26 protein-coding genes are annotated in these 21,532 nt (G+C 70.2%); 17 read left to right on the forward strand and 9 right to left on the reverse strand.

Annotated features, from left to right (window positions below; genetic code table 11):
* Window positions 1-53 precede the first annotated feature (53 nt).
* Window positions 54-932, forward strand: coding sequence for a CPBP family intramembrane glutamic endopeptidase (locus FHR33_RS38595; RefSeq protein WP_183658690.1), 879 nt, complete (start codon window positions 54-56; stop codon window positions 930-932).
* A gap of 212 nt (window positions 933-1,144) precedes the next feature.
* Here the strand turns inward: FHR33_RS38595 and FHR33_RS38600 are convergent, their stop codons facing one another.
* Complete coding sequence (locus FHR33_RS38600; RefSeq protein ID WP_183658692.1) at window positions 1,145-1,879, reverse strand: adenosylcobinamide-GDP ribazoletransferase; 735 nt, start codon at window positions 1,877-1,879, stop codon at window positions 1,145-1,147.
* 384 nt (window positions 1,880-2,263) lie between these two features.
* Here FHR33_RS38600 and FHR33_RS38605 point away from each other — a divergent pair, with 384 nt between their 5' ends.
* Window positions 2,264-3,070 carry an ABC transporter ATP-binding protein gene (locus FHR33_RS38605; RefSeq protein ID WP_183658694.1) on the forward strand — a complete coding sequence of 269 codons (807 nt, stop codon included), beginning with the start codon at window positions 2,264-2,266 and terminating at the stop codon, window positions 3,068-3,070.
* A 65-nt stretch (window positions 3,071-3,135) separates the two neighbouring features.
* On the opposite strand, the gene FHR33_RS38610 is transcribed toward FHR33_RS38605, so the two are convergent.
* Both FHR33_RS38610 and FHR33_RS38615 read right to left on the reverse strand, forming a co-directional pair.
* The gene (locus tag FHR33_RS38610) at window positions 3,136-4,140 is read right to left on the reverse strand and encodes a bifunctional adenosylcobinamide kinase/adenosylcobinamide-phosphate guanylyltransferase (RefSeq protein ID WP_183658697.1); all 1,005 of its coding nucleotides are present in this window, start codon (window positions 4,138-4,140) and stop codon (window positions 3,136-3,138) included.
* A gap of 3 nt (window positions 4,141-4,143) precedes the next feature.
* Window positions 4,144-4,797: an SCO2322 family protein gene (locus FHR33_RS38615; protein WP_183658699.1), complete on the reverse strand. Its 654-nt coding sequence runs from the start codon at window positions 4,795-4,797 to the stop codon at window positions 4,144-4,146.
* Window positions 4,798-4,864: 67 nt separating this feature from the next.
* On the opposite strand from FHR33_RS38615, the gene FHR33_RS38620 reads away from it, so the two are divergent.
* Window positions 4,865-5,071, forward strand: a complete 207-nt coding sequence (locus FHR33_RS38620) for a hypothetical protein (RefSeq protein WP_183658701.1) — start codon at window positions 4,865-4,867, stop codon at window positions 5,069-5,071.
* A 49-nt stretch (window positions 5,072-5,120) separates the two neighbouring features.
* On the opposite strand, the gene FHR33_RS38625 is transcribed toward FHR33_RS38620, so the two are convergent.
* The gene (locus FHR33_RS38625) at window positions 5,121-6,119 is read right to left on the reverse strand and encodes an aldo/keto reductase family protein (RefSeq protein ID WP_183658703.1); all 999 of its coding nucleotides are present in this window, start codon (window positions 6,117-6,119) and stop codon (window positions 5,121-5,123) included.
* 37 nt (window positions 6,120-6,156) lie between these two features.
* Between FHR33_RS38625 and FHR33_RS38630 the strand changes: the two genes are divergently transcribed.
* Both FHR33_RS38630 and FHR33_RS38635 read left to right on the forward strand, forming a co-directional pair.
* Window positions 6,157-6,324, forward strand: a complete 168-nt coding sequence (locus tag FHR33_RS38630; protein ID WP_183658705.1) for a hypothetical protein — start codon at window positions 6,157-6,159, stop codon at window positions 6,322-6,324.
* A gap of 35 nt (window positions 6,325-6,359) precedes the next feature.
* The gene (locus tag FHR33_RS38635; RefSeq protein ID WP_183658706.1) at window positions 6,360-7,319 is read left to right on the forward strand and encodes an SMI1/KNR4 family protein; all 960 of its coding nucleotides are present in this window, start codon (window positions 6,360-6,362) and stop codon (window positions 7,317-7,319) included.
* 62 nt (window positions 7,320-7,381) lie between these two features.
* Here FHR33_RS38635 and FHR33_RS38640 read toward each other — a convergent pair whose 3' ends face one another.
* Window positions 7,382-7,966 (reverse strand): DUF3043 domain-containing protein, encoded by a 585-nt coding sequence (locus FHR33_RS38640; protein ID WP_350655397.1) that lies wholly within the window; start codon window positions 7,964-7,966, stop codon window positions 7,382-7,384.
* A 152-nt stretch (window positions 7,967-8,118) separates the two neighbouring features.
* On the opposite strand from FHR33_RS38640, the gene FHR33_RS38645 reads away from it, so the two are divergent.
* From FHR33_RS38645 to FHR33_RS38675, 7 genes are read left to right on the forward strand one after another with little or no spacing between them, the layout of a single operon-like run.
* A complete protein-coding gene (locus FHR33_RS38645) occupies window positions 8,119-8,919 on the forward strand; it encodes a PspA/IM30 family protein (protein ID WP_183658708.1) in 801 nt (266 codons plus the stop codon).
* Window positions 8,916-9,194 carry a PspA-associated protein PspAA gene (gene pspAA / locus FHR33_RS38650; RefSeq protein ID WP_183658710.1) on the forward strand — a complete coding sequence of 93 codons (279 nt, stop codon included), beginning with the start codon at window positions 8,916-8,918 and terminating at the stop codon, window positions 9,192-9,194. The genes FHR33_RS38645 and pspAA overlap by 4 nt, the downstream gene beginning before the upstream one ends.
* 3 nt (window positions 9,195-9,197) lie before the next feature.
* Entirely contained in the window at window positions 9,198-10,097 is a 900-nt protein-coding gene (htpX, locus tag FHR33_RS38655; protein ID WP_183658712.1) for a zinc metalloprotease HtpX, read from the forward strand.
* A 2-nt stretch (window positions 10,098-10,099) separates the two neighbouring features.
* Window positions 10,100-10,657, forward strand: coding sequence for a PspA-associated protein PspAB (gene pspAB / locus FHR33_RS38660; protein ID WP_183658713.1), 558 nt, complete (start codon window positions 10,100-10,102; stop codon window positions 10,655-10,657).
* Window positions 10,658-10,706: 49 nt separating this feature from the next.
* Window positions 10,707-12,029, forward strand: a complete 1,323-nt coding sequence (locus tag FHR33_RS38665) for an alpha/beta fold hydrolase (RefSeq protein ID WP_183658715.1) — start codon at window positions 10,707-10,709, stop codon at window positions 12,027-12,029.
* 59 nt (window positions 12,030-12,088) lie between these two features.
* Window positions 12,089-12,844 (forward strand): maleylpyruvate isomerase family mycothiol-dependent enzyme, encoded by a 756-nt coding sequence (locus FHR33_RS38670; protein ID WP_183658717.1) that lies wholly within the window; start codon window positions 12,089-12,091, stop codon window positions 12,842-12,844.
* 56 nt (window positions 12,845-12,900) lie between these two features.
* The gene (locus tag FHR33_RS38675) at window positions 12,901-13,623 is read left to right on the forward strand and encodes an SIMPL domain-containing protein (RefSeq protein WP_183658719.1); all 723 of its coding nucleotides are present in this window, start codon (window positions 12,901-12,903) and stop codon (window positions 13,621-13,623) included.
* Window positions 13,624-13,672: 49 nt separating this feature from the next.
* Here FHR33_RS38675 and nadA read toward each other — a convergent pair whose 3' ends face one another.
* Window positions 13,673-14,815, reverse strand: coding sequence for a quinolinate synthase NadA (nadA, locus tag FHR33_RS38680; protein WP_183658721.1), 1,143 nt, complete (start codon window positions 14,813-14,815; stop codon window positions 13,673-13,675).
* A 192-nt stretch (window positions 14,816-15,007) separates the two neighbouring features.
* Here nadA and erpA point away from each other — a divergent pair, with 192 nt between their 5' ends.
* Window positions 15,008-15,361, forward strand: coding sequence for an iron-sulfur cluster insertion protein ErpA (gene erpA / locus FHR33_RS38685; RefSeq protein ID WP_183658723.1), 354 nt, complete (start codon window positions 15,008-15,010; stop codon window positions 15,359-15,361).
* Between the two features lie 98 nt (window positions 15,362-15,459).
* Complete coding sequence (locus FHR33_RS38690) at window positions 15,460-16,446, forward strand: carbohydrate kinase family protein (protein ID WP_183658725.1); 987 nt, start codon at window positions 15,460-15,462, stop codon at window positions 16,444-16,446.
* A gap of 121 nt (window positions 16,447-16,567) precedes the next feature.
* Here the strand turns inward: FHR33_RS38690 and FHR33_RS38695 are convergent, their stop codons facing one another.
* The 3 genes from FHR33_RS38695 to FHR33_RS38705 all read right to left on the reverse strand — a co-directional run bounded on the left by FHR33_RS38695 (window position 16,568) and on the right by FHR33_RS38705 (window position 18,461).
* Window positions 16,568-16,999: a CBS domain-containing protein gene (locus tag FHR33_RS38695; protein WP_183658727.1), complete on the reverse strand. Its 432-nt coding sequence runs from the start codon at window positions 16,997-16,999 to the stop codon at window positions 16,568-16,570.
* A gap of 86 nt (window positions 17,000-17,085) precedes the next feature.
* Window positions 17,086-17,331 (reverse strand): sulfurtransferase TusA family protein, encoded by a 246-nt coding sequence (locus FHR33_RS38700; protein ID WP_183658729.1) that lies wholly within the window; start codon window positions 17,329-17,331, stop codon window positions 17,086-17,088.
* On the reverse strand, window positions 17,328-18,461 hold the full coding sequence (locus FHR33_RS38705; RefSeq protein ID WP_183658731.1) for a cysteine desulfurase family protein: 1,134 nt from the start codon (window positions 18,459-18,461) through the stop codon (window positions 17,328-17,330). The genes FHR33_RS38700 and FHR33_RS38705 overlap by 4 nt, the downstream gene beginning before the upstream one ends.
* Before the next feature lie 197 nt (window positions 18,462-18,658).
* Between FHR33_RS38705 and ctaC the strand changes: the two genes are divergently transcribed.
* From ctaC to FHR33_RS38720, 3 genes are read left to right on the forward strand one after another with little or no spacing between them, the layout of a single operon-like run.
* A complete protein-coding gene (gene ctaC / locus FHR33_RS38710) occupies window positions 18,659-19,417 on the forward strand; it encodes an aa3-type cytochrome oxidase subunit II (RefSeq protein WP_312895917.1) in 759 nt (252 codons plus the stop codon).
* Entirely contained in the window at window positions 19,414-21,072 is a 1,659-nt protein-coding gene (gene ctaD / locus FHR33_RS38715) for an aa3-type cytochrome oxidase subunit I (protein WP_183658735.1), read from the forward strand. Before ctaC ends, ctaD begins: the two co-directional genes overlap by 4 nt.
* Window positions 21,069-21,464 carry a cytochrome c oxidase subunit 4 gene (locus tag FHR33_RS38720; protein ID WP_183658737.1) on the forward strand — a complete coding sequence of 132 codons (396 nt, stop codon included), beginning with the start codon at window positions 21,069-21,071 and terminating at the stop codon, window positions 21,462-21,464. Before ctaD ends, FHR33_RS38720 begins: the two co-directional genes overlap by 4 nt.
* Window positions 21,465-21,532: the final 68 nt, after the last annotated feature.

The following is a 21,532-nucleotide window of genomic DNA, read 5'->3' on the forward strand; positions in this document are numbered from 1 at the left end:
CCACCACCCCCGGCAGTGAGCCTCCCCCCGTTCCCCTCTGCCAGGAGACGCTCGTGATCCTGCTCTTCCTGCTCGTGGCGTACGGCCTGGCCTGGCTGTCCGCGCTCCCGCTCTGGCTCGGCGGCGGCCTGGCCGATCCCTCCTTCGGCCCGCTCGTCGGCCTCATGATGTTCACCCCGGCGCTCGGCGTGCTGGCCGTGTGGGCGGTCAGGCGCACCCCGTTCCGCGTGTGGGCGCGCGAGACGGGCCTGACCCTCGGCGAACGAAGAGGCCGCACCATCGGGCTGTTCTTCGCGACCTGGGCGGCCGTCCCGCTGGTCGTGTACGGCACGCTCGCCATGACCGCGGCGCTCGGGCTCGTCTCGCTCGACCTCGGACGCCTCAGCCTGTTCACCGCCACGATGCGCGCCACGGGCGTGCCCCTGCCCGGCGACCCGCACGCCGCGCTGCTCGTCCAGCTGGCGGTCTCGACCCTGCTCCTGCCCGTGCTCAACCTCGTGCCCATGCTGGGCGAGGAGTGGGGCTGGCGCGGCTGGCTGCTGCCCAAGCTGGTGGCCTCACGAGGGGTGTTCGCGGGGCTGGTGCTGTCCGGGGTCATCTGGGGTCTGTGGCACGCTCCGGCCACCGCCCTCGGCTACAACTACCCGAGCCTCGGACCGTGGGCGGCCCTGCTGTTCGTCGGGTTCTGCGTGCTGGCCGGCATGCTGTTCGGCTGGATGCGGCTGAGGACGGGCAGCGTGTGGCCCGCCGTGATCGGCCACGCGGCGCTCAACCCCGCCGCCTCGCTCGCGCTCATGCTCGGCGACGCGGCGGCCCCGCCGAACACCGTGGTCGCGGGCGTCACTGGCCTGGCCGGCTGGGCGGTGCTGGCCGTCCTCGCCGCGCTGCTGTTCAGGCGCTGGCCCGTACGGCAGGAGCAGCCGGCCGGCTGACCAGGCTGGGCCGCCCGCATCGGCCGGCTGAGCACGGTTCGGCCGACCAGGGTTCGGCCGACCAGGGTTCGGCCGACCAGGGCTCGGCCGACCAGGGCTCGGCCGACCAGGGCTCGGCTCATCACCTCGGCTGACCGCATTCCACTGACCGCATTCCGCTGACCGCATTCCGCTGACCGCATCGGCCGGCTTGCGGGCGGTTGCGCATGGGGTCAGCCGATCGCGGCGCACACCACGAGCACGGCGGTGGTCGCGGTCTCGACGAGCGCTCCGAGCACGTCACCCGTGACCCCGCCGAGCCTGCGCCTGGCGTGGTGGAGCAGTGCCATGGCCGCTCCCAGTCCCGCCACGACCGCGATAGGGAGCGCCACCAGGGACAGCATCACGCCCGCGACCCCCGCGACCGCCACCACGGCGAGGGTGATCAGGAGCGCCGTTCGGCGGCGTACGGTGCCGGCCACCATGGCGCCCAGACCACCCGGCCTGGCGGAGGGGACGCCGTCGGCGCAGGCCCAGGTGAGCGCCAGCCGTCCTGTCACGCATGCCGTCACCAGCGCCGCGGGGCCCGCCTGCGCGAGCGCCGCGCACTGCACGAGCAGCGTGAACACCAGCGTGACGACCCCGAACGGCCCGATGTCCGACTTTTTCATGATGTCGAGCGCCTGGGTGGCGGGCTTCCCGCTGCCCAGGCCGTCGGCGAGGTCGGCCAGGCCGTCCAGGTGCAGCCCCCTGGTGAGCACCGCGAGGAGTCCGAGCGCCAGCGCCGCTTCGAGCAGTCCCGAGCCAGGCAGCAGAAGCGGGAGGCAGCTCACCACCCCGAGCGCGAGGCCGACCACCGGCGCCAGGACCATCGCGTGACCGGCCACCTCGCGATCCACCCGGTCCACCCTGACGGGGAAGACGCTCAGCGTCCCCACCGCGAACCGCAGCCCCGCCGACCCGACCATGACCGCCGATCCTAAGCTCCCACCCGCCCACCAACCGCTCCCGCCCCTCGCACATCCCGCCGCCTCCTCGCCTCGTCGCACACCTGGGCCCCTCGCACACCTGGGCCCCTCGCACACCTGGGCCCCTCGCACACCTGGGCCCCTCGCACACCTGGGCCCCTCGCACGTCCTCGCCCCTCGCACGTCCCCGGCTGTCGCGAACACCCCGGGCTGCCTCGGACCCTTGGGCTGCCTCGGACCCTTGGGCTGCCCTCGGTCACGGCCGGTTGTCTCGGACTCCCGGTACCTCTTGAAAGCGGCCCTGTATCCCGAACTTCGGAAGCGGCCCATGGATCCCGAACCCCGCGGGCCGATCGGCGGGGCGGTGGTGGCTAGGGTGTCCGGATGCATGCCGTGGAACTCGAAGGTGTCAGTGTCAAGGTGGTCGGCAGGGCGCTGCTGGCGGGGATCGACTGGCGGGTCGCCTACGGCCAGCACTGGGTGATCCTCGGTCCCAACGGTGCGGGGAAGACCACGCTGCTGTCGCTGGCGGCGGCCGTACGGCATCCGACCGAAGGGGCGGCCACCGTCCTCGGCCGCCGTCTGGGCAGGGTGGACCTCAGGGAGCTGCGCAGGGACATCGGTCTCGTCGCCGCCAGCCAGCGTCTGGTGGACGAGAGCCTGCTGGAGGAGGAGGGCGCCACCGCGCACACCGTCGTGCTCACCGGGCACACCGGCACCAGCGCCCCGCTCTGGGACCGCTACGGGCAGGCCGAGCACGACAGGGCGCACGCGCTGCTGGCCGACATGGGCTGCAAGGACCTGGCCGACCGGCTGTTCAGTGTGTGCTCGCAGGGGGAGAGGGCCAGGATCAGGGTGGCGAGGGCGCTCATGGCCGAGCCCGCGATCCTGCTGCTCGACGAGCCCTTCGCCGGCCTCGACCTCCCCGCGCGCGAGGACCTCATCACCGCCATCGAGGACCTGGCGGAGCGCGAAGGGCTGACCACGGTGACGGTGACGCACCACCTGGAGGAGGTGCCGGCTACGACCACGCACGCGCTGCTCATGCGCGACACCCGCATCCTGGCGGCCGGTCCCGTGGAGGAGACGCTGACCGCGCCGGCGCTTTCTGAGTGCTTCGGCCGCGAGCTGCGCGTGGACCGCCTGGAAGGGCGCTGGTCGGCCCGCGCGGTCCGCACCCCCCGCCCCTGAAGCGGCGCGCCCACCGAGACAGGAGGAGACCCGCACCGTCCGCCGCTCCGCGGGTAGCGGCGTGTCTACAAGGGCAGGAGACGGCCGGCGACGACGAGTGCGACATCCTCGGACTCGGCCGCCATGCGCTGGTTGAGCCGGCCGAGCGCGTCGCGGAAGGCGCGCCCGCTGGAGGTGGAGGGGACGACGCCGAGTCCGACCTCGTCCGACACCGCCACGACGCGCTGGGGGGTCGAGCGCCACGCCGCGACGAGCTCGTCGCAGCGCCGTACGACCTCGTCGCGGCGGGAGGGCTCCTCCCATGCGCCCGCCTCGTCGAACATCGCCGCCAGCCACGTGCCGAGCCCGTCCACCAGCAGCGGGGTCGTGGCCCGCGTGATCGCCTCGGCCAGCGCGGTCGTCTCCTCGTCGGCCCAGTGCGTGGGGCGCCTGGCCCGGTGGACGGCCACCCGCGCGGCCCATTCAGGATCGTCGTGACCTGAGGGGCCCGTGGCGAGGTAGGTGACGCGCGGCTCGCCGGCCAGCCGCAGTTCGGCCTCCGCGGACTTGCCCGAGCGTGAGCCGCCGAGCAGCAGCGTGCGCCGCGCGGGAGGCGGCATGGGCGAGGGGGCGTGGGAGGTGTCCAGGACGGCGCCGTCGGGTACGGCTCTCGCCCCCCACAGGGCCAGCCGCCTGGCCAGCTCCTCGGGCCTGACGCGGTGATCGAGCCCGACGGCGACCACGTGGGTCGAGGGGGTGACGACGCCGCGCCCGCGCAGGTCGCCGAGGACGAAGGGGTCGCCGATCAGATCGAGCAGCACGAGGTCGCAGGCCGCCCCCCGAGGGGAGGCCCAAGCGGATGGTGCGGGGAAGGGCGGGAAGAGGAGCCGGGAGCCGTCAGGAGCGACGAGGACGGGACCGTCGAGGCGGTAGCCGGGCGCCGGCCCCTCACCGGGCAGCCTGAGCGCCTCGTCGACCACCACCTCCAGCGGCGAGCGCGATCCGGGTGGGAGCGACGCGCACGAGACGCACGAGCAGCCGGGTGAGGGCCAGCCTTCGCGCCCCGCCGTACCGATGAACCTGACAAGCACGTCTCACAGCGTGGCACGCCCGCGGGAGCGTCGCGCCACGAGGACCCCTCCCGCCAGGAGGACGGCGGCGCCCGCGCCTCCCGCGATCCACAGAACGGGAAGGCCGCCCTCGGCAGGCTCCGAGGGCGCGGCGGCGACCTCGGAGCCGCCCTTCGCCCTCGCGGGGTAGTCGTTGACCGCGAGGACCGCGCCCGAGCCCTCGGCGCGCACCCTGCCGGCCAGCGCGAGCAGGTCCACGCCCGTGGCACCCTCGGCCCCGCTGACGCACCTGGTGAGCGCGGCGGGCGGCTGCTCGCCGGGGTAGGCGTCGGTCTCGGCGTCGCCGAAGTCGACCACGACCGCGACCCGCTGGTGCCCGGAGGCGGCGGGCTCCTTGCCGCAGACCTGGTCGAAGGCGGGCAGGTCACCGCGGGGAGACTCGGCCGCCGAGCCGTCCGGTGTGGCCGCGAAGCGCCAGCCGACCACCGAGCCGTCGCGGGCGGCCGTGCCCGCCTGACCTGACAGCCACGCGGTGCCGTCGCTCTGCCAGTAGCTCCACATGCGGGCGGCGTCCGGATCGGGTCCCGTGGGAGCGGGCTCTGCGAGGGCGGGGGCGGCGAAGAAAAAGGCCGCCGCGCAGGCGAGCCCGAATGCGCGCAGCATCGGATCGACCTCCATGCTCCAGGGGTATGGTGCGGGGTGCCGATTAAAGCTCGGGCGATCCCGTGGAAAAGGAGCGTATGGCATGACATGGCGTTGGCGTTATGAAAACGCGAATGGTGGTGAGGTGACCGACCGCCCCTTGCCGCGCGAGGTTTTCCCGAGCCAGGCCGATGCCGAGTCGTGGCTCGGTGAAAACTACCGTGACCTGCTGGAATCGGGGGTCGAGCAGGTGGCTCTGCTCGACGAGGACCGGGTTGAATATTCGGGAATGTCGCTGCGGGCGGAGTGAAAAGAAAAACCCCTTGGGACCCAAGGGGTTTTTCTTTTATACGTAATCGCTATGGCCGGGTGGCGGGGCTGACCGTCTTGGCGGGGTCGCGCTCGACGATCGGGCCGAGCACGTCGTCGATCTTCGACAGCACCTCGGCGTCGAGCTTGACGCCCGCCGCCTTGACGTTGTCGCGCACCTGCTCGGGCCTGGTGGCGCCGACGATGGCGCTGGCGACGTTCGGGTTCTGCAGCACCCAGGCGACCGCGAGCTGGGCCATGGTGAGGCCCAGGTCGGCGGCGATGGGCTTGAGGTTCTGGACGCGGGTCAGCACGTCGTCGTCCATGAACCTGTCGATCATCTTCGCGCCGGTGGCGTCGGTGGCGCGCGAACCGGCGGGGGCGGCCTGGCCGGGCAGGTACTTGCCGGTGAGCACGCCCTGCGCGATGGGCGACCAGACGATCTGGCTGATGCCCTCCTTCTCGCTCAGCGGCACGATCTCCGACTCGATGACGCGCCACAGGGCGGAGTACTGCGGCTGGTTCGACACGATGCGGTCGAAGCCCATCTCGTCGGCGATCTTCAGCGCCTGGGCGATCTGGTCGGCGGTCCACTCGCTGACGCCGACGTAGAGGACCTTGCCCTGCCGTACGAGGTCGTCGAAGGTCTTGAGCGTCTCCTCGAGAGGCGTCGCGTAGTCGAAGCGGTGGGCCTGGTAGAGGTCGACGTAGTCGGTCTGCAGGCGGCGCAGCGAGCCGTTGATCGACTCGGTGATGTGCTTGCGCGACAGGCCGCGGTCGTTGGGGCCGGGGCCCGTCGGCCAGTACACCTTGGTGAAGATCTCGAGCGACTCACGCCTGACGCCGTGCAGCGCCCTGCCCAGGACCTCCTCTGCCCTGGTGCCCGCGTACACGTCCGCGGTGTCGAACGTCGTGATCCCCTCGTCGAGGGCCGCCTTCACGCACTCCTTGGCGGCGTCCTCCTCGACCTGGGAGCCGTGGGTGATCCAGTTGCCGTAGCTGATCTCGCTGACGAGGAGGCCGCTGCGGCCGAGGTGACGGAATTCCATGCACTCGACTGTATCGGTTCGGGATAGTGTGCCCCGCGTGGTGAAGCTTGTACGGCTCGCGCTGACCGCCGCCATCCTGGCCGCCATCGCGGTACGGCTGCGCCGCCGTCGCGCCGGCGTCACGCGGGAGGGACAGGCCGGAGAGCTCCTCGGACGCAGGCGGTGGCCTCGTGGACGGTCATCGGCCGCGGGTGATCTCCGGTGAGCTGGTCTGGGAGTACGTCGGGTAGGGTGCCGCGGGTGCTCAAGCTCCTGCGGATGGCGCTGACCGCCGCCGTTCTCGCCGCGATCGCGATCAGGATCGACAGAAGGGCTCCTCAGGACGAGGAGGAGGTCCTGGAGCCGGTGCTGGGCCGCCCCGCCCCTGAGGACCTCGAACGCTACCGTCCCCGCGAGGAGAACAGGTTCTTCAGGGGGCTGCTGGCCGGAGTGGTCGCGGGCGTGCTCGTCGGCGCCCTGGGCCTGGTCGTGGCCACGAACATCACCGGCGAGCCCAGCGCCGCGGCCGAGGACGACCGGCTTGTCCCACAGTCGGAGGCGACTGTGGCGCTCGTGCCCGAGCCGGCGTCCACCCCGGCGCCGACGCGTGACCCCGCCTGCTCCCCGCAGAAGCGCCGGGCGGTGATCCGCCCCCTCGACCCCGCGGTGAAGCGCGAGGTGGACGCGGAGTGGCTGCGCGTCGAGCGATGGCTCAAGAGGCACGCGCCCGTCACCCACGCCGCGCTGCGCGGCCCCGCGAGAGCGCGGACCATCGCCGTGGCCGAAGCGCAGACGGGCCTGCGCTTCCCCGACGACCTGCGCGCCTCACTGCTGCGCCACGACGGCTCGATGGCCTTCGGACCGGGGAACGCCTCGGGCCTCGGTGTCAGGGGGATTCGCGATACGTGGCGGTTCCTATGTCACCACTTCCCCACCGTGGAGGGCCCCGAACCGCGCCTGGAGTACTGGAACGGCCGCATGATCCCCTTCCTGCACTTCCCCGAACGGAACAGCGAGCATCAGGAGTACGCCCTGATCGACTCCCAGGAGGGCGACGTCGGCTGGGACGACACGATCGGAGGGGTCGCCTTCGGCCGCGCGCCGTCCTATCTCGCCCTGCTGCGTGCCAACGCCGACGCGCTGCGCGACGGAGGTGAGGTCCACGGCTGGCGGCCCCGGGTGGTCCGCGGAGCTCTCCACTGGGAGCTCGCCGACGGCTGATGCGCTGACACGCGTACGGCCCGCGTCCACGACAGGACGCGGGCCGTACCCGAGCAGAGGTCTCAGGCCTTCGGCGGCGCGGGCTTGCCGCCGGGAAGGAACTGAGGGGGAGGGAAGCGGAGCCTGCGGATCTGCAGCGCCCGCATGGAGGCGTAGAAGCCGATGCCCTTGAGGTTCTCGCCGGGGAACTTCTCCGCGGCGAGCTTCTTCACCTTCCACGACACCCACACGGAGGTGGCGAGCACGCCGACCATCATGATCGGCCAGCCGATCGTGATGACTCCGAAGTAGACCCAGTTGCGGATCTCGGGAGGGAACGGGATCCACGTCAGCAGCAGGATCACCAGGGAGAAGGGCAGGAAGTACTGGCTGATCACGCGGCGCGAGTCGACCCAGTCTCGGGCGAACTTGCGCACGGGGCCCTTGTCGCGGGCGGGGAGGTACCGCTCCTCGCCGCGCATCATGCCCTGACGGGCCTTGTCCCTGTCGGCCGCCTGCCTGGCCCGCATCTGCTTGTAGGCGTCTTTGCGGTTGGCTGGAGCGGTCACAGGCTGGCGCCGACGCCCCTCGGCGTCACGGCGCTTCGGGGTGGGACGTCCTTTGCCCTGGGGCTTAGGATCGTCAGTGGGGACGGGGGACTCGTCCACTGAGGTCTGGGAACGGCGACGCAACACAGCGTCAACCCTACCTGGCGTGCAACTTAGTGACGCCCCCGTGCGTTATGCGTAGGGTAATCCCAAGGCGGCTGCGCTGCACTGGGTGACCACAGCACGACCTAAGAAGGGGACGGCCGACGCGCATGAGCGTGATGAAGAGACTTTCGATGATCTTCAAGTCCAAGGCCAACAAGGCCCTGGACAAAATGGAGGATCCGCGCGAGACCCTTGACTACTCATACCAGCGGCAACTCGAGCTGCTGCAGAAGGTGCGCAGGGGAGTGGCGGACGTCGCCACGTCGCGCAAGCGGGTGGAGCTGCAGATCAACCAGATCGAGCAGCAGGCCACCCGCCTTGAGGACCAGGGCCGCAAGGCGCTGTCTGTCGGTCGTGAGGACCTGGCGCGTGAGGCGTTGAGCCGTCGTTCCAGCCTGCAGACCCAGATCGCCGACCTGCGCGTCCAGCACGACAACCTGCAGGCCGAGGAGGAGAAGCTCACCACGGCCTCCCAGCGGCTCCAGGCCAAGGTCGACTCCTTCCGCCACAAGAAGGAGACCATCAAGGCCACCTACACCGCCGCCGAGGCGCAGACCCGCATCAACGAGGCCTTCTCCGGCATCTCCGAGGAGATGGGCGACGTCGGTCTGGCCATCCAGCGGGCCGAGGACAAGACCGCGCAGATGCAGGCCCGCGCGGGAGCCATCGACGAGCTGCTGGCCAGCGGCGCGCTCGACGACTTCAGCGGCAGCCGCAACGACGACATCCAGGCCGAGCTCGACCGCATGGGCGGCGGCAGGGACGTCGAGCTCGAGCTCGCCAGGATGAAGGCCGAGCTCGGTCAGGGCCCCGCTCCCCAGCCCTCCATCGAGCAGGGGCAGCCGCAGGCCCAGCCCCAGCCGCAGTCGCAGACCCAGCAGCTGCGCCAGCCAGGGGAGCCCGCATGATCGTCAGAATCATGGGTGAGGGGCAGGTCCAGATCGCCGACGGCGACCTTGGCGTGCTCAACGAGCTCGACAGCGAGCTCGAGGCGGCCATCGAGGCCGACAACGAACCCGAGTTCCGTGACAAGCTTCACGCTCTGCTCGACAAGGTGCGCCACGTGGGCAAGGCGCTGCCCGACGACAGCCTGGAGCCGTCCGAGCTGATCCTTCCCCCCGCGGACGCCTCGATCGAGGAAGTCCGGGAGATGCTGGGCGACTCGGGGCTCATCCCGGGTTAGCCCGTGAGCACCCGGTTCGCGTCGGACCGCGGCCTCACCAGCCGCATGGTCGTGACGTTGTTCCTGCTCGGGTTGCTCTACGTCGTCTTCGTCGGCGCCCTCATCGCCCTGGGCGTGCGGGCGCTGAGCGTGCTACTGATCGCCGGTGTCATGCTTCTGGCGCAGTACTTCCTGTCCGACCGCATCGCCCTGTTCGCGATGGGCGGGCGGGAGGTCTCGCCCCAGGAGGCTCCCGAACTGCACGGCCTGATCGACAGGCTCTGCGCGATGGCCGACATGCCCAAGCCGAGAGTGGCCGTCGCCGACTCGGACGTGCCCAACGCCTTCGCCACGGGACGCAACCAGAAGAAGGCCGTCGTCTGCGTGACGACAGGCATCCTGCGACGGCTGGAGCCGGAGGAGCTGGAAGGCGTCCTGGCCCACGAGCTGTCGCATGTTGCGCATCGCGACGTCGCGGTCATGACGATCGCCTCCTTCCTCGGCATCGTGGCCGGGCTCATGACGAGGTTCGCTCTCTACTCAGGGCTCGGCGGCCGCCGCGACGGCAACCAGGGCGGGCTGCCCATCGGCCTGATCGTCATGCTGGCCTCGATCCTGGTCTACGCCGTCAGCTTCCTGCTGACGCGCGCTCTGTCGCGCTACAGGGAGCTGGCCGCCGACAGGGCGGGGGCGCTGCTGACGCAGCAGCCGTCCGCGCTGGCCAGCGCGCTGACCAAGGTGAGCGGCGAGATGGCGCGGATCCCGACGCGCGACCTGCGCGAGGCGGAGCCGTTCAACGCCTTCTACTTCGCCCCCGCGCTCAAGCAGGGGCACACGCTGGCGGGTCTGTTCTCCACGCACCCGCCGCTCCAGCGCAGGCTGGAGAACCTGGCGAAGATCTCCGCGCAACTCGGGAGGGGCTGACCATGAGCTGGCTCGATGTGATCCTCGGCAGGACCAAGCCGGTCCAGCCTGACCTCGACGCGCTGTTCGCGCTGCCGTCCGCGGCCGTCACCCTGCAGGCCGCCACCGGGCTGGCGCCGACGGGGGTGGGCTCGGTCAGCTACAGGGCGGCCGAGGGAGGGGCGTTCGCCACGCTTCACGGCGACGTCAAGGCGCTGCTCGGCGAGCGGGTGGAGGAGTCGGAGGACGTCTACGGCTACTCGTGGCTGGTGGTCAGGCGCGCGCCCGACGCGCTCTCCGACCTGGTCACTGAGTTGCACGCGGTCAACTCCTCGCTCGAGGACGCGGGCTTCGGCCCTTCGCTGCTGTGCTCGCTGGTGTCCTTCACCGACGCGCAGGGCCGCAGGCTGGCCATCGTCTACCTCTACAAACGCGGCACGTTCTACCCCTTCGCGCCCCTGGGGGGGCAGCTCAGGGACAACGCGCTCGAACTGCAGGCCCGCGGCGCGCTCACCGGCGAGCTGAAGATCGAGGAGGATCTGTCGCGCTGGTTCCCCGTGTGGGGCGCGCCCGGTCTGTAACCAGTACCCCGGGATGGGGCGTTTGTACGCTTGGTGATGTAATGATCACATGGAGCGACGACTCAGCCTGGCGGCCGCCTGCGTGTTCGCCGTCGTGGCCGTCCTCGTCAGCGCGTGGATGCCGGGCCAGTTCACCAGCCAGGCACTGGACCTGCACCGCCTGGTCGGTCAGCTGACAGTCGCCGACCAGGAGTGGTCGGCCCTGTTCAGGGCGTGCGACACGGTGGCGGGCCTGGCCTGCATGGCGGGGGTCGCCCTCGTCATCAGGGTGCGCGAGGAGTGGCAGGGCTGGCTGGCGATGGCGATGTTCGGGCTCTGCACCGCCGTCGGAGGGCTGTTCCCGCTCGACTGCGCCGGGTGCGGAGGGCCGCTCTCCTTCGCCCATCGGGCGCACGTGGCGGCGGGCGTGGCCGCCAACGCCGCCGTGCTGGTGGCCATGGTGGTGCTGAGCGCGCGATGGCGCAGCACGTTCACCTGGCTGCTCACCACGGCCACGTGCGCGGCCACCATGGCCACGCACGTCGCCGACGCCGTGGGCAGGTACGCGGGACTCGCCCAGCGCGTGCAGGTCACGCTCGTCGCCGTCTGGCTGCTCTACCTGGCCGCGAGGCTCCTGGTCGAGGCCACGCCCTCCCCGGACAGCGGCCCCGTCCATGTCGTCGACGAGGGGTCGGGCCATGTCGTGCTGCTCAGCTCGGGGCCGGCGGGCGCGTGGTACCAGTGGGAGGCCGTCGCCGAGGGACTTCGCGAGGGGAACCGCGTCCTCCGCTTCGACCGGCCAGGTCTCGGGCTCAGCCCCGCCGTGCCCACCCCGCCCACCCTGTACGGCGAAGCCGCCCGCCTGGCCGCGCTCGTGCCCGGCTCCGAACGGGCGACCGTCGTGGCGCGCTCGGTCGCCGCCTGGCACGCCGAGGCCTTCGCCAGGCTGCATCCGCTGCGCGTGGCCCGTCTCGTCCTCGTCGATCCCGCGTGCGAGCGGGGCCCGAACATCGCGTGGGCGGGCGGCCTGCGCGCGTGGGCGCCCGCCCTCGGCGCCACGTGGGGGGCGACCGCCCTGGCCAGGACGCTGGGCTGGCTGGCGCACACCCTCCGCACCGGGCTCGCCGACCCCCACGGCGTCTACCGCACGGGCAGGGTGGTCGCCGCCGCGGCGGGGGAGTGGCTGGCGAAGGGCGAGATGGCGGCGGACCTGGAGGAGGTCAGGCGGGAGCATCCGGTCCCCTCCGTGCCTGTCACGGTGATCAGCACGGGGGGCCAGTGCGCGGCGCGGCTGGCGGAGTGCCTGGGAGCGCGCCTGGTCGTGGTGGCGGGCGAGGCGGAGCGGCGCGCCGCGGTGGTGGAGGCCTGCCAGGAGCCGCGCGTGCCGGGCTAGCCGCGCCCGCCCAGGGATGGCACGATCGGCGTGAAACCGGGCAGGAACTGGGAGGCGGCATGGTGGACTGGACCCACGAGCGGTACGCGGCGGCTGCGGTCACGCAGATCGAGCGGATGGCGGGGACCGTCGAGGGCGCCGACTTCACGACGCAGGTGCCGACCTGCCCAGGATGGGACCTGCGGCAGCTGGTGACGCACACCGGCGGGGTCCACCGGTGGGCCGCGCTCATGGTGGGCGAGCTGGCGGCCGAACGGTACGACAGGGCGGCGCTCGAGGCCGGCTTCGCCGGGCTCGCGGACGGGGAATTGGCCGGATGGCTCCGCGAGGGGGCGGGGCTGCTGGACGAGGCGCTGACCGCGCACCCCGGTGACGCGCCGATGTGGGCGTGGGGCGGCGACAGGCACGTGCGGTTCTGGTCGCGCAGGCAGCTCCACGAGACCGTGGTGCACCACGCGGACGCCGCGCTGGCCCTGGGCGTGACATTCGACATCCCCGAGGACGTGGCGGTCGACGGGGTGGAGGAGTTCCTCGACATCCTGCCGTACGCCAGATGGCGCCCCGAGGTGCGCGAGCTCACAGGCGACGGAGAGACGATCTCGTGGAGGACGGGCTCGGGCGCGGCGTGGCTGATCACGCTCGGGCCCGAGGGGTTCGCCTACGAGCGCTCGGCGGCGCGGGCGAGCGCCACGCTGCACGCCGACACCGCCGCCGAGCTGCTGCTGCTGATCTGGCACAGAGGCGAGCTCGAACGGCAGCGCATGGATGGCGAGACCAAACTGTTGCGATGGTGGGCAGACCATTCCATGATCTAGTCAAGCGGCCGGGTCGATCCATCAGCCCGCCGGGGCGTGATGGTGACATGTCCCACATGATCAGACTGACACACGCGCTCGCGGCCTCGGCCGTCGTGTTCGCGGGAATGGGCATGCTCGGCGGGCTCGCCAGGGCGGCGACCGCGGAACCTGCGAGGGTGGTTGTGGACGAGACGAGCAAACGGATCTCGGTGGTCGGAGAGGGCGTCATCTCCGCCACTCCCGACGTCATGCGCCTATCGGCGGGCGTCGAGGTGCGCGCGGCCAGCGCGGGCGAGGCGTTCAAGGCCGTCAGGGCAGCCGCGGCCAAGCTCACGAAGGCCCTGCTCGAGGCGGGGGTGGCCGCCAAGGACCTGCGGACGAGCGAGCTCTCCCTCGGCCCCGAGTACGAGACCTACCCGAAGGTGTCGGGCTACCGGGCCTCCCAGGGGGTCGAGGCGGTCGTGCGCGACCTGAACAAGGCCGACCGGATCATCGACGCCGCCGTCGCGGTCGGTGAGGAGGTCAGGCTCAACGGGGTCTCCTTCGAGGTGTCCGATCCCGCCGCGCTGCTCAGGAAGGCCCGAGCCGCCGCCTTCAAGGACGCCCAGACCAAGGCGAGGCAGTTCGCCGAGCTGGCGGGGCGAAGGCTCGGCGAGGTCGTCCTCATCAGCGACGAGGTCGTGGGAGGGCCGCACCCCATGGCCTTCGCGGGAGCGGCCGCCGAGGACAGGTCCTCGGTGAGCCCCGGACGGCAGAACCTCTCGGTCCACGTCCGGGTCGTCTACTCACTCGTCTAGGCGCCAGGAGCCCGGCCCTCGCTCGTCGGGGGCCGGGCGCCGACGGGTGCTACGGCAGGGCCAGCATGCGGTCCAGGGCGACCTTGGCCCAGTGGGTGGTGTCGGCGTCGACCGTGATCTGGTTGACGACCTCGCCGAGCACCAGCGACTCCAGCGCCCACACCAGGTGCGGCAGGTCGATGCGGTTCATGGTCGAGCAGTAGCAGACCGTCTTGTCGAGGAACGAGACGCTCTTGTCGGGGAACATCTGCCCGAGGCGCTTGACCAGGTTCAGTTCGGTGCCGACCGCCCACTTCGAGCCCGCGGGGGCCTCGGCGAGCTTCTTGATGATGTACTCCGTCGAGCCCACGTGGTCGGCCTTGAGCACCACCTCGTGCTTGCACTCGGGGTGGACCAGGACGTTGACGCCGGGGATGCGGCGCCGTACGTCGTCGACCGAGTCGGCGGTGAAGCGGCCGTGCACCGAGCAGTGGCCCTTCCACAGGATGATCTTCGCCCTGCGCAGCTCCTCGGCGGACGGCGGCCTGTGCGGGTTGTAGACCAGGCAGTCCTCGAGCGACAGGCCCATCTCCAGCACGGCGGTGTTGCGGCCCAGGTGCTGGTCGGGCAGGAAGAGCACCTTCTCGCCCTGCTCGAAGGCCCACTCCAGCGCCCGCTTGGCGTTGGAGGAGGTGCACACCGTGCCGCCGTGCCTGCCGCAGAAGGCCTTGATGTCGGCGCTGGAGTTCATGTACGTGACAGGCACCACGGTGTCGGCGATGCCGGCGTCCTCGAGGATCTCCCACGCCTCCTCGACCTGGTCGAAGGTGGCCATGTCGGCCATCGAGCACCCCGCGGCCAGGTCGGGCAGGATCACCTTCTGCGCGTCGCCGGTGAGGATGTCGGCCGACTCGGCCATGAAGTGCACGCCGCAGAAGACGATGTACTCCGCCTCGGGACGGGCGGCGGCCTGCTGCGCCAGCTTGAAGGAGTCGCCGGTCACGTCGGCGAACTGGATGACCTCGTCACGCTGGTAGTGGTGGCCGAGGACGAACAGCCTGTCGCCCAGCGCCTCCTTGGCCTTGCGCGCACGCTCCACCAGTCCGGGGTCGGAGGCGGCGGGAAGCTCGCCAGGACAGTCGACCCCCTTCTCGCTGTGCGGATCGGTGTCCTGCCCGAGGACGAAGAGCGGCAGCCCAGTCTGGGTGGCCATGGCCGTACCCCCTTATCGTCGAAGTGACGACTAATGATGACACACGCCTTGGGGGGATTTATTCCGGGTCCTTGGCCACAACCTCACGTCAGCGGAATGCATAGCGGTCGCCGGGTGTTGGTAGCGTCTAAGTAGGACGTCAGAAACAGACAGCCGTGACACTGCGGCTGATCCAGACGCGGGAGTCAGCACATGACGGTTGAGAGCAGCGAGACCACGACGCAGGGCCTGGTCCTGACCGACGCGGCCGCGGCCAAGGTCAAGAGCCTGCTGGAGCAGCAGGGTGAAGAGGGCCTGCAGCTGCGCGTTGCCGTGCAGCCGGGTGGCTGTTCCGGCCTGCGCTACCAGCTCTTCTTCGACGACCGGTCGATGGACGGCGACATCGTCTCGGACTTCGACGGTGTGGGTGTCGTGACCGACAGGATGAGCGCGCCCTACCTGATCGGCGCCACCATCGACTTCGTCGACACGATCGAGAAGCAGGGCTTCACCATCGACAACCCCAACGCCACGGGCTCCTGCGCCTGCGGCGACTCGTTCAACTAGCCGGGCGCCGCAGGGTCCCGTCCGTCTTTGTGCGGGCGGGACCTTCGCGTATTCTCTTGGGGCTCATTGGCTTGCTGACAACGAGGAAGAAGAATCCCGTGCGCATCGCCGTCACCGGCTCCATCGCGACAGACCATCTGATGACCTTCCCCGGCAGCTTCGGGGACCAGCTCATCGCCGATCAGCTCGACCGGGTATCCCTGTCGTTCCTCGTCGACGATCTGCAGGTCAGGCGTGGTGGTTGCGCGGCCAACATCACCTTCGGCATGGGCTGTCTCGGCCTCGGCCCGATCCTCGTGGGCGCGGTCGGCGCCGACTTCGCCGACTACCGCTCGTGGCTCGAGCGGCACGGGGTCGACTGCGACTCGGTGCACGTCTCCGAGACCCACCACACCGCGCGCTTCCTGTGCACGACCGACGAGCACCACAACCAGATCGCCTCCTTCTACACCGGCGCGATGGCCGAGGCGCGGTTGATCGAGCTGAAGCCCATCGCCGACCGCGTCGGCGGGATCGACCTGGTGCTGATCAGCCCCAACGACCCCGACGCGATGCTGCGCCACACCGACGAGTGCCGTCAGCGCGGCATCCCGTTCGCCGCAGACCCCTCCCAGCAGCTGGCCCGCATGTCGGGCGAGCAGATCCGCCAGCTGGTCGACGGCGCCGCCTACCTGTTCTCCAACGACTACGAGAAGGGCCTCATCGAGCAGAAGACCGGCTGGTCCGACGCCGAGGTCCTCGACAGGGTCGGCGTGCGCGTCACCACCCTCGGGCCCAAGGGCGCGGTCATCGACCGCAAGGGCGAGCCGTCCGTCCACGTGACCCCCGCGCCGGAGCTGGGCAAGGCCGACCCCACGGGCGTGGGCGACGCGTTCAGGGCCGGGTTCCTGTCCGGCGTGGCCTGGGGCCTGACGCTGGAGCGGGCGGGGCAGGTGGGCAACCTCACCGCCACGCACGTGCTGGAGCGCGTGGGCTGCCAGGAGTACGAGCTGAGCCAGAAGGTCTTCCTCGACCGCTTCGCCGCCGCCTACGGGCAGCAGGCCGCAGACGAGGTGGCCGCGCACATCCGCTGCCACCACGCCTGATCCTTCTCTTGGCTTACGGCACGCGAAACAACGGCCACCGGGGTCACCGGTGGCCGTCCGTCCCTCACGCGTGCTCCAGCGGGAGCGCGCTGCCCGCCGTCACGCCGGGCCGCGGAGGCGTTCAGGGCGCGTAGATGCGGTGCATGAACTCGGCGAGCTGGTCGTCCGGCAGGTGCTTGGCCAGGTCGGCCTCGCTGATCATGCCGATGATCCGGTGGTTGTCGATCACGGGCAGGCGCCTGATCTGGTTCTCCTCCATGCGCGTCAGGGCCTCCTCGACCGTGGCGTCCGCCGCCACCCAGACCAGCCCTGTGGCCATCTGAGCGGCCGTCACCGTGGAGGGGTCGTGCCCCTCGGCGACGCACTTCACGACGATGTCGCGGTCGGTGATGATGCCCTTCAGCCTGTCGTCCTCGCCGCAGATGGGCAGCGCGCCGACCTTCATGTCGCGCATCATCTGCGCGGCCCTGTCCAGGGTCTCGTGGGCGGCGATGCACTCCACGCCCGGGTTCATGAGGTCGCGCGCGGTCTCGTGCGGATGTCCGCTGGTCATCTGAATCCCCCCGAAGTCGATGACTTTCCGTCGGGGATGTACCCATCTACGCGCGGCTCACGACCCCTGGCCGCGTGGCCGTCCGGTCAGTAGTTGCGGCGCACGTGGATCGCCCAGCCGCCGCCGGGCAGCTCGTAGGTGCCCACGTGCGGATGCGACTTGAGCCTGCACCAGGCGGGCACGTCGGTGAAGGCGGCAGGATCGTCGGCCAGGACGGCGACGACGGCGTTCAGCGGCACGAAGTTGATCTGCTCGGCGAGCATGATGATCGGGATCGGGCACTTCTTGCCGAGCGCGTCGATGGTCAGGGCCGGCTGAGCTGCGACTGTCATGCGACTCCTGCGTCTTGACGGATCCGGCGCACCACGTCGGGAAGGACGGTCAGGAACCTGTCGACCTCGGCCGCGGAAGCGCCCCTGGGCAGCGATACCCGGACGTTTCCATGCGTAAGCACGCCCATCGCCTCCAAAACATGCGATGGACGAAGCGTACTAGCCGTGCACGAGCTGCCGGACGATACGGCGAAGCCGGCCTTGTCGAGCTCGGTCAGCAGCGCCTCGCCGTCGACGTAGAGGCAGGAGAAGGTCACGATGTGCGGCGCCCTGTCGACGGGGTCACCGATGACCTCCACGTCGGGCACCACCTGGGGCACCCGCTCCCTGATGACGTCGACCAGGGCGGACAGGCGGGCGTTGTCCCTCTCGGCCTCCTCCTTGACCGCCACCAGCGCGGCTGCGGCCGCCACGACCGCGGGGACGTTCTCGAAGCCCGGCACCCTCCGGCGCTCGCGCTCGTCCTCGGGCAGGAAGGAGCGGAACCTGGTTCCCTTCCGCACGGCCAGCACCCCCACCCCCGCGGGCCCTCCCCACTTGTGCGCGCTGGCCGTCAGCACCGACCAGCCCTGGGGGATCGGCAGGCGGCCCGCGCTCTGGGCGGCGTCGACCAGCAGCGGCACGCCGTGCTCCCTGCAGATCGCGGCCGCCCGCTCCACCGGCTGCAGCGTGCCGACCTCGTGGTTGGCCGTCTGCAGGCAGGCCAGGGCGGTGCCCTCCATGGCGACGGCCGCGCCGAAGGCCGCCAGATCCACGCGACCTGCCAGGTCGACGCCCACGGTGCTCACCGTGCCGTCCTCGCCCTCGTGGACGGCGGCGGCGTGCAGGACGCTGGAGTGCTCCACCGCGCTGGTCACGAGGTGACGCCCGGCCCTGCGCCTGCCGTGTAGGGTGCCGAGCACGCCGAGATGCACGGCCTGCGTGCCCGAGGAGGTGAAGGAGACCTCGTCGGGCCTCGCGCCCAGCGCCTCGGCCACCTCCGTGCGGGCCTGCTCCAGCAGCAGGTGAGCACGGCGGGCCTGGCCGTACAGTCGCGCCGGGTCGGCCCAGCCCGCATCCATGGCAGTTATCAGCGCTTCACGCGCTCGGGGGTGCAGCGGCTCGGTCGATGCCGCGTCGAAGTACGCCACATCGAGACATTAACGGGGGCGAGCGGGGAGCCGACCACCCCCCACGCTAATGTGTCTGCAATCAGCTGTGCATATGGAAATACGAGCGCCCAGGAGAGACTCCTGGGCTTCATCTGTGGGGTAGGCGATCCGTGAGTCCGACCCGCCGTACTGAGCGGCGTCCGTTGGGCCGGCGCAGAGTGTCCAGCGCCGCCGGTTTGGCGTTGCTGCTGGCCTCCGCGACGGCTTGTGCAAATGACGTGCCCGAGGCCAACTGGTCGCGTGGCCTCCTGCCGGAGAGCGTCACCAAGCAGGGCGAGACCGTCACGAACCTGTGGAACGGGGCGTGGATCGCGGCTCTGGCCACGGGACTCGTCGTCATCGTCCTGATCATCTGGGCGTGTGTCTTCCACCGCAGGCGCAAGAACTCGGCCGAGCTCCCTCCGCAGGTCCGCTACAACCTGCCGATCGAGATCCTCTACACGCTCGTGCCGCTCGTCATGGTGTCGGTGTTCTTCTTCTTCACCGCCCGCGACGAGACCGAGATCCTCAAGACCTCGGCCGCGCCCGCCGTGACAGTCCACGTGGAAGGTTTCCAGTGGAGCTGGCGCTTCACCACCGACGCCGGCGGCAAGACCGCCAAGGTCGTCGGCATGCCGGTGAGCGACTACCAGGCGGCCCAGGCGCCGGAGCTGGTGCTCCCGGTGAACACCCAGGTCCAGTTCAAGCTCGACGCCGACGACGTGATCCACTCGTTCTGGGTCCCCGCGTTCATGTTCAAGCGTGACGTGATCCCCGGCATCTCAGGCGAGAAGAACAAGTTCGAGATCACCACGCTGAACAAGCCCGGCACCTACGCGGGCCGCTGCGCCGAGCTGTGCGGCGTCGACCACAGCCGCATGCTCTTCAGGGTGAAGCTCGTCTCGCAGGCTGAGTTCGACCAGTACATGACGACCCAGGCTGGGAGCCCCCAGTGACCGCCATTCAAGCTCCATCCGTCACGGCGCCGCCGACCCGCAAGGGCCTGGTGATCGCCAAGTGGATGTCCTCCACCGATCACAAGATCATCGGACATCTCTATCTGATCACGTCGTTCATCTTCTTCCTGATCGGCGGCGTGATGGCGCTGATCATGCGCGCCGAGCTGGCGCAGCCTGGGCTGCAGCTCACCACCAACGAGCAGTTCAACCAGCTGTTCACCATGCACGGCACGATCATGCTGCTGATGTTCGCGACGCCGCTGTTCGCCGGCTTCGCCAACGAGCTGATGCCGCTGCAGATCGGCGCGCCCGACGTGGCCTTCCCCCGCCTGAACATGGTCAGCTACTGGCTCTACCTGTTCGGCAGCATCATCGCGGTCAGCGGCTTCCTGACCCCGAACGGCGCGGCCAGCTTCGGCTGGTTCGCCTACACCCCGCTGTCGAACGCGATCAGCTCGCCCGGCATCGGCGGCGACCTGTGGATCATGGGCCTGGCCCTGTCCGGTCTCGGCACCATCCTCGGCTCGGTGAACTTCATCACCACGATCATCTGCATGCGCGCGCCCGGCATGACGATGTTCCGTATGCCGATGTTCACCTGGAACATCCTGCTGACCAGCATGCTCGTGCTGATGGCCTTCCCCGTGCTGGCCGCGGCGCTGCTCGCGCTGGAGGCCGACCGCAAGCTCGGCACCCACATCTTCGCCCCCGAGACCGGTGGCGCGATGCTGTGGCAGCACCTGTTCTGGTTCTTCGGACACCCCGAGGTCTACATCATCGCGCTGCCGTTCTTCGGCATCGTGACGGAGATCCTCCCCGTCTTCAGCCGCAAGCCGCTGTTCGGCTACATCGGCCTGGTCGGCGCCACCATCGCGATCGCCGGTCTGTCGATCACCGTGTGGGCCCACCACATGTTCGCCACAGGCCAGGTCCTGCTGCCGTTCTTCTCGTTCATGACGTTCCTCATCGCGGTGCCGACGGGCGTGAAGTTCTTCAACTGGATCGGCACGATGTGGCGAGGCCATCTGAGCTTCGAGTCGCCGATGCTGTTCTCGATCGGCTTCCTGATCACCTTCCTGCTCGGTGGCCTGACCGGCGTCATCCTGGCCTCGCCGCCGCTCGACTTCCAGATCAGCGACAGCTACTTCGTCGTGGCCCACTTCCACTACGTGGTCTTCGGCACCGTCGTGTTCGCGATGTTCGCGGGCTTCTACTTCTGGTGGCCGAAGTTCACCGGCAAGATGCTCAACGACAGGATGGGCAAGGTCCACTTCTGGCTGCTGTTCGTCGGCTTCCACACCACCTTCCTGGTGCAGCACTGGCTGGGCGTCGTGGGCTTCCCCCGCCGCTACGCCGACTACGCGCCGACCGACGGCTTCACCGACCTGAACCTCATCTCGTCGGTGGGCGCCTTCGTGCTCGGCGCCTCGACGCTGCCGTTCTTCTACAACGTCTGGAAGACCTGGCGCAGCGCGCCGAAGGTCACCGTGGACGACCCGTGGGGCTACGGCGGCTCGCTGGAGTGGGCCACCTCCTGCCCGCCGCCGCGGCACAACTTCACCTCGCTGCCCCGCATCAGGTCCGAGCGCCCCGCGTTCGACCTCCACTACCCGCACGTGTCGGCCAAGCCTCTGGAGGGTGAAGCCCGATGAAGGTCCAGGGTTGGCTGTTCCTGCTCTGCGGACTGTTCTTCGCCGGCGTCGACGTCGTCTACTGGTTCTGGTCCAGGGAGCCCGTCGGCACCACGGCCATGGCCATCTCGGTCGGCTTCGCGTTCATGATCGGCTACTACCTGATGTTCACGGCCCGCCGCATCGGCGCCCAGCCGGAGGACAACAAGCAGGCCGAGATCAGCGACGGCGCCGGTGAGATCGGCTTCTTCAGCCCGAGCAGCTGGTGGCCGCTGTTCGTCTGCCTCGCGGCGGCGTTCGCGTTCGTCGGCTTCGTGATCGGCATGTGGATGTTCCTGATCGGCGTCTTCATGGTGATCATGGCGATGGTCGGCTTCGTCTTCCAGTACTACCGGGGTCACTTCTCCCACTGACCCATCCACGCTGAAGCGGGTGCCCTTGTCCAAGGGCGCCCGCTTTTGGCGTTTTTTACCGCGCACCG

This window comes from Nonomuraea dietziae (genome assembly GCF_014195505.1).
Taxonomy (GTDB): Bacteria; Actinomycetota; Actinomycetes; order Streptosporangiales; family Streptosporangiaceae; genus Nonomuraea; species Nonomuraea roseola.

Excerpts from the sequence above, each read along its gene's own strand:
- FHR33_RS38700 (WP_183658729.1), bottom strand. The coding sequence starts at position 17,331 with ATGACAGTCGCAGCTCAGCCGGCCCTGACCATCGACGCGCTCGGCAAG.
- FHR33_RS38645 (WP_183658708.1), top strand. The coding sequence starts at position 8,119 with ATGAGCGTGATGAAGAGACTTTCGATGATCTTCAAGTCCAAGGCCAAC.
- FHR33_RS38625 (WP_183658703.1), bottom strand. The coding sequence starts at position 6,119 with ATGGAATTCCGTCACCTCGGCCGCAGCGGCCTCCTCGTCAGCGAGATC.
- pspAB (WP_183658713.1), top strand. The coding sequence starts at position 10,100 with ATGAGCTGGCTCGATGTGATCCTCGGCAGGACCAAGCCGGTCCAGCCT.
- FHR33_RS38605 (WP_183658694.1), top strand. The coding sequence starts at position 2,264 with ATGCATGCCGTGGAACTCGAAGGTGTCAGTGTCAAGGTGGTCGGCAGG.
- FHR33_RS38600 (WP_183658692.1), bottom strand. The coding sequence starts at position 1,879 with ATGGTCGGGTCGGCGGGGCTGCGGTTCGCGGTGGGGACGCTGAGCGTC.
- nadA (WP_183658721.1), bottom strand. The coding sequence starts at position 14,815 with ATGGCCACCCAGACTGGGCTGCCGCTCTTCGTCCTCGGGCAGGACACC.
- FHR33_RS38695 (WP_183658727.1), bottom strand. The coding sequence starts at position 16,999 with ATGACCAGCGGACATCCGCACGAGACCGCGCGCGACCTCATGAACCCG.
- erpA (WP_183658723.1), top strand. The coding sequence starts at position 15,008 with ATGACGGTTGAGAGCAGCGAGACCACGACGCAGGGCCTGGTCCTGACC.
- FHR33_RS38720 (WP_183658737.1), top strand. The coding sequence starts at position 21,069 with ATGAAGGTCCAGGGTTGGCTGTTCCTGCTCTGCGGACTGTTCTTCGCC.
- FHR33_RS38670 (WP_183658717.1), top strand. The coding sequence starts at position 12,089 with ATGGTGGACTGGACCCACGAGCGGTACGCGGCGGCTGCGGTCACGCAG.
- FHR33_RS38615 (WP_183658699.1), bottom strand. The coding sequence starts at position 4,797 with ATGGAGGTCGATCCGATGCTGCGCGCATTCGGGCTCGCCTGCGCGGCG.
- pspAA (WP_183658710.1), top strand. The coding sequence starts at position 8,916 with ATGATCGTCAGAATCATGGGTGAGGGGCAGGTCCAGATCGCCGACGGC.
- FHR33_RS38620 (WP_183658701.1), top strand. The coding sequence starts at position 4,865 with ATGACATGGCGTTGGCGTTATGAAAACGCGAATGGTGGTGAGGTGACC.
- FHR33_RS38675 (WP_183658719.1), top strand. The coding sequence starts at position 12,901 with ATGATCAGACTGACACACGCGCTCGCGGCCTCGGCCGTCGTGTTCGCG.
- FHR33_RS38665 (WP_183658715.1), top strand. The coding sequence starts at position 10,707 with ATGGAGCGACGACTCAGCCTGGCGGCCGCCTGCGTGTTCGCCGTCGTG.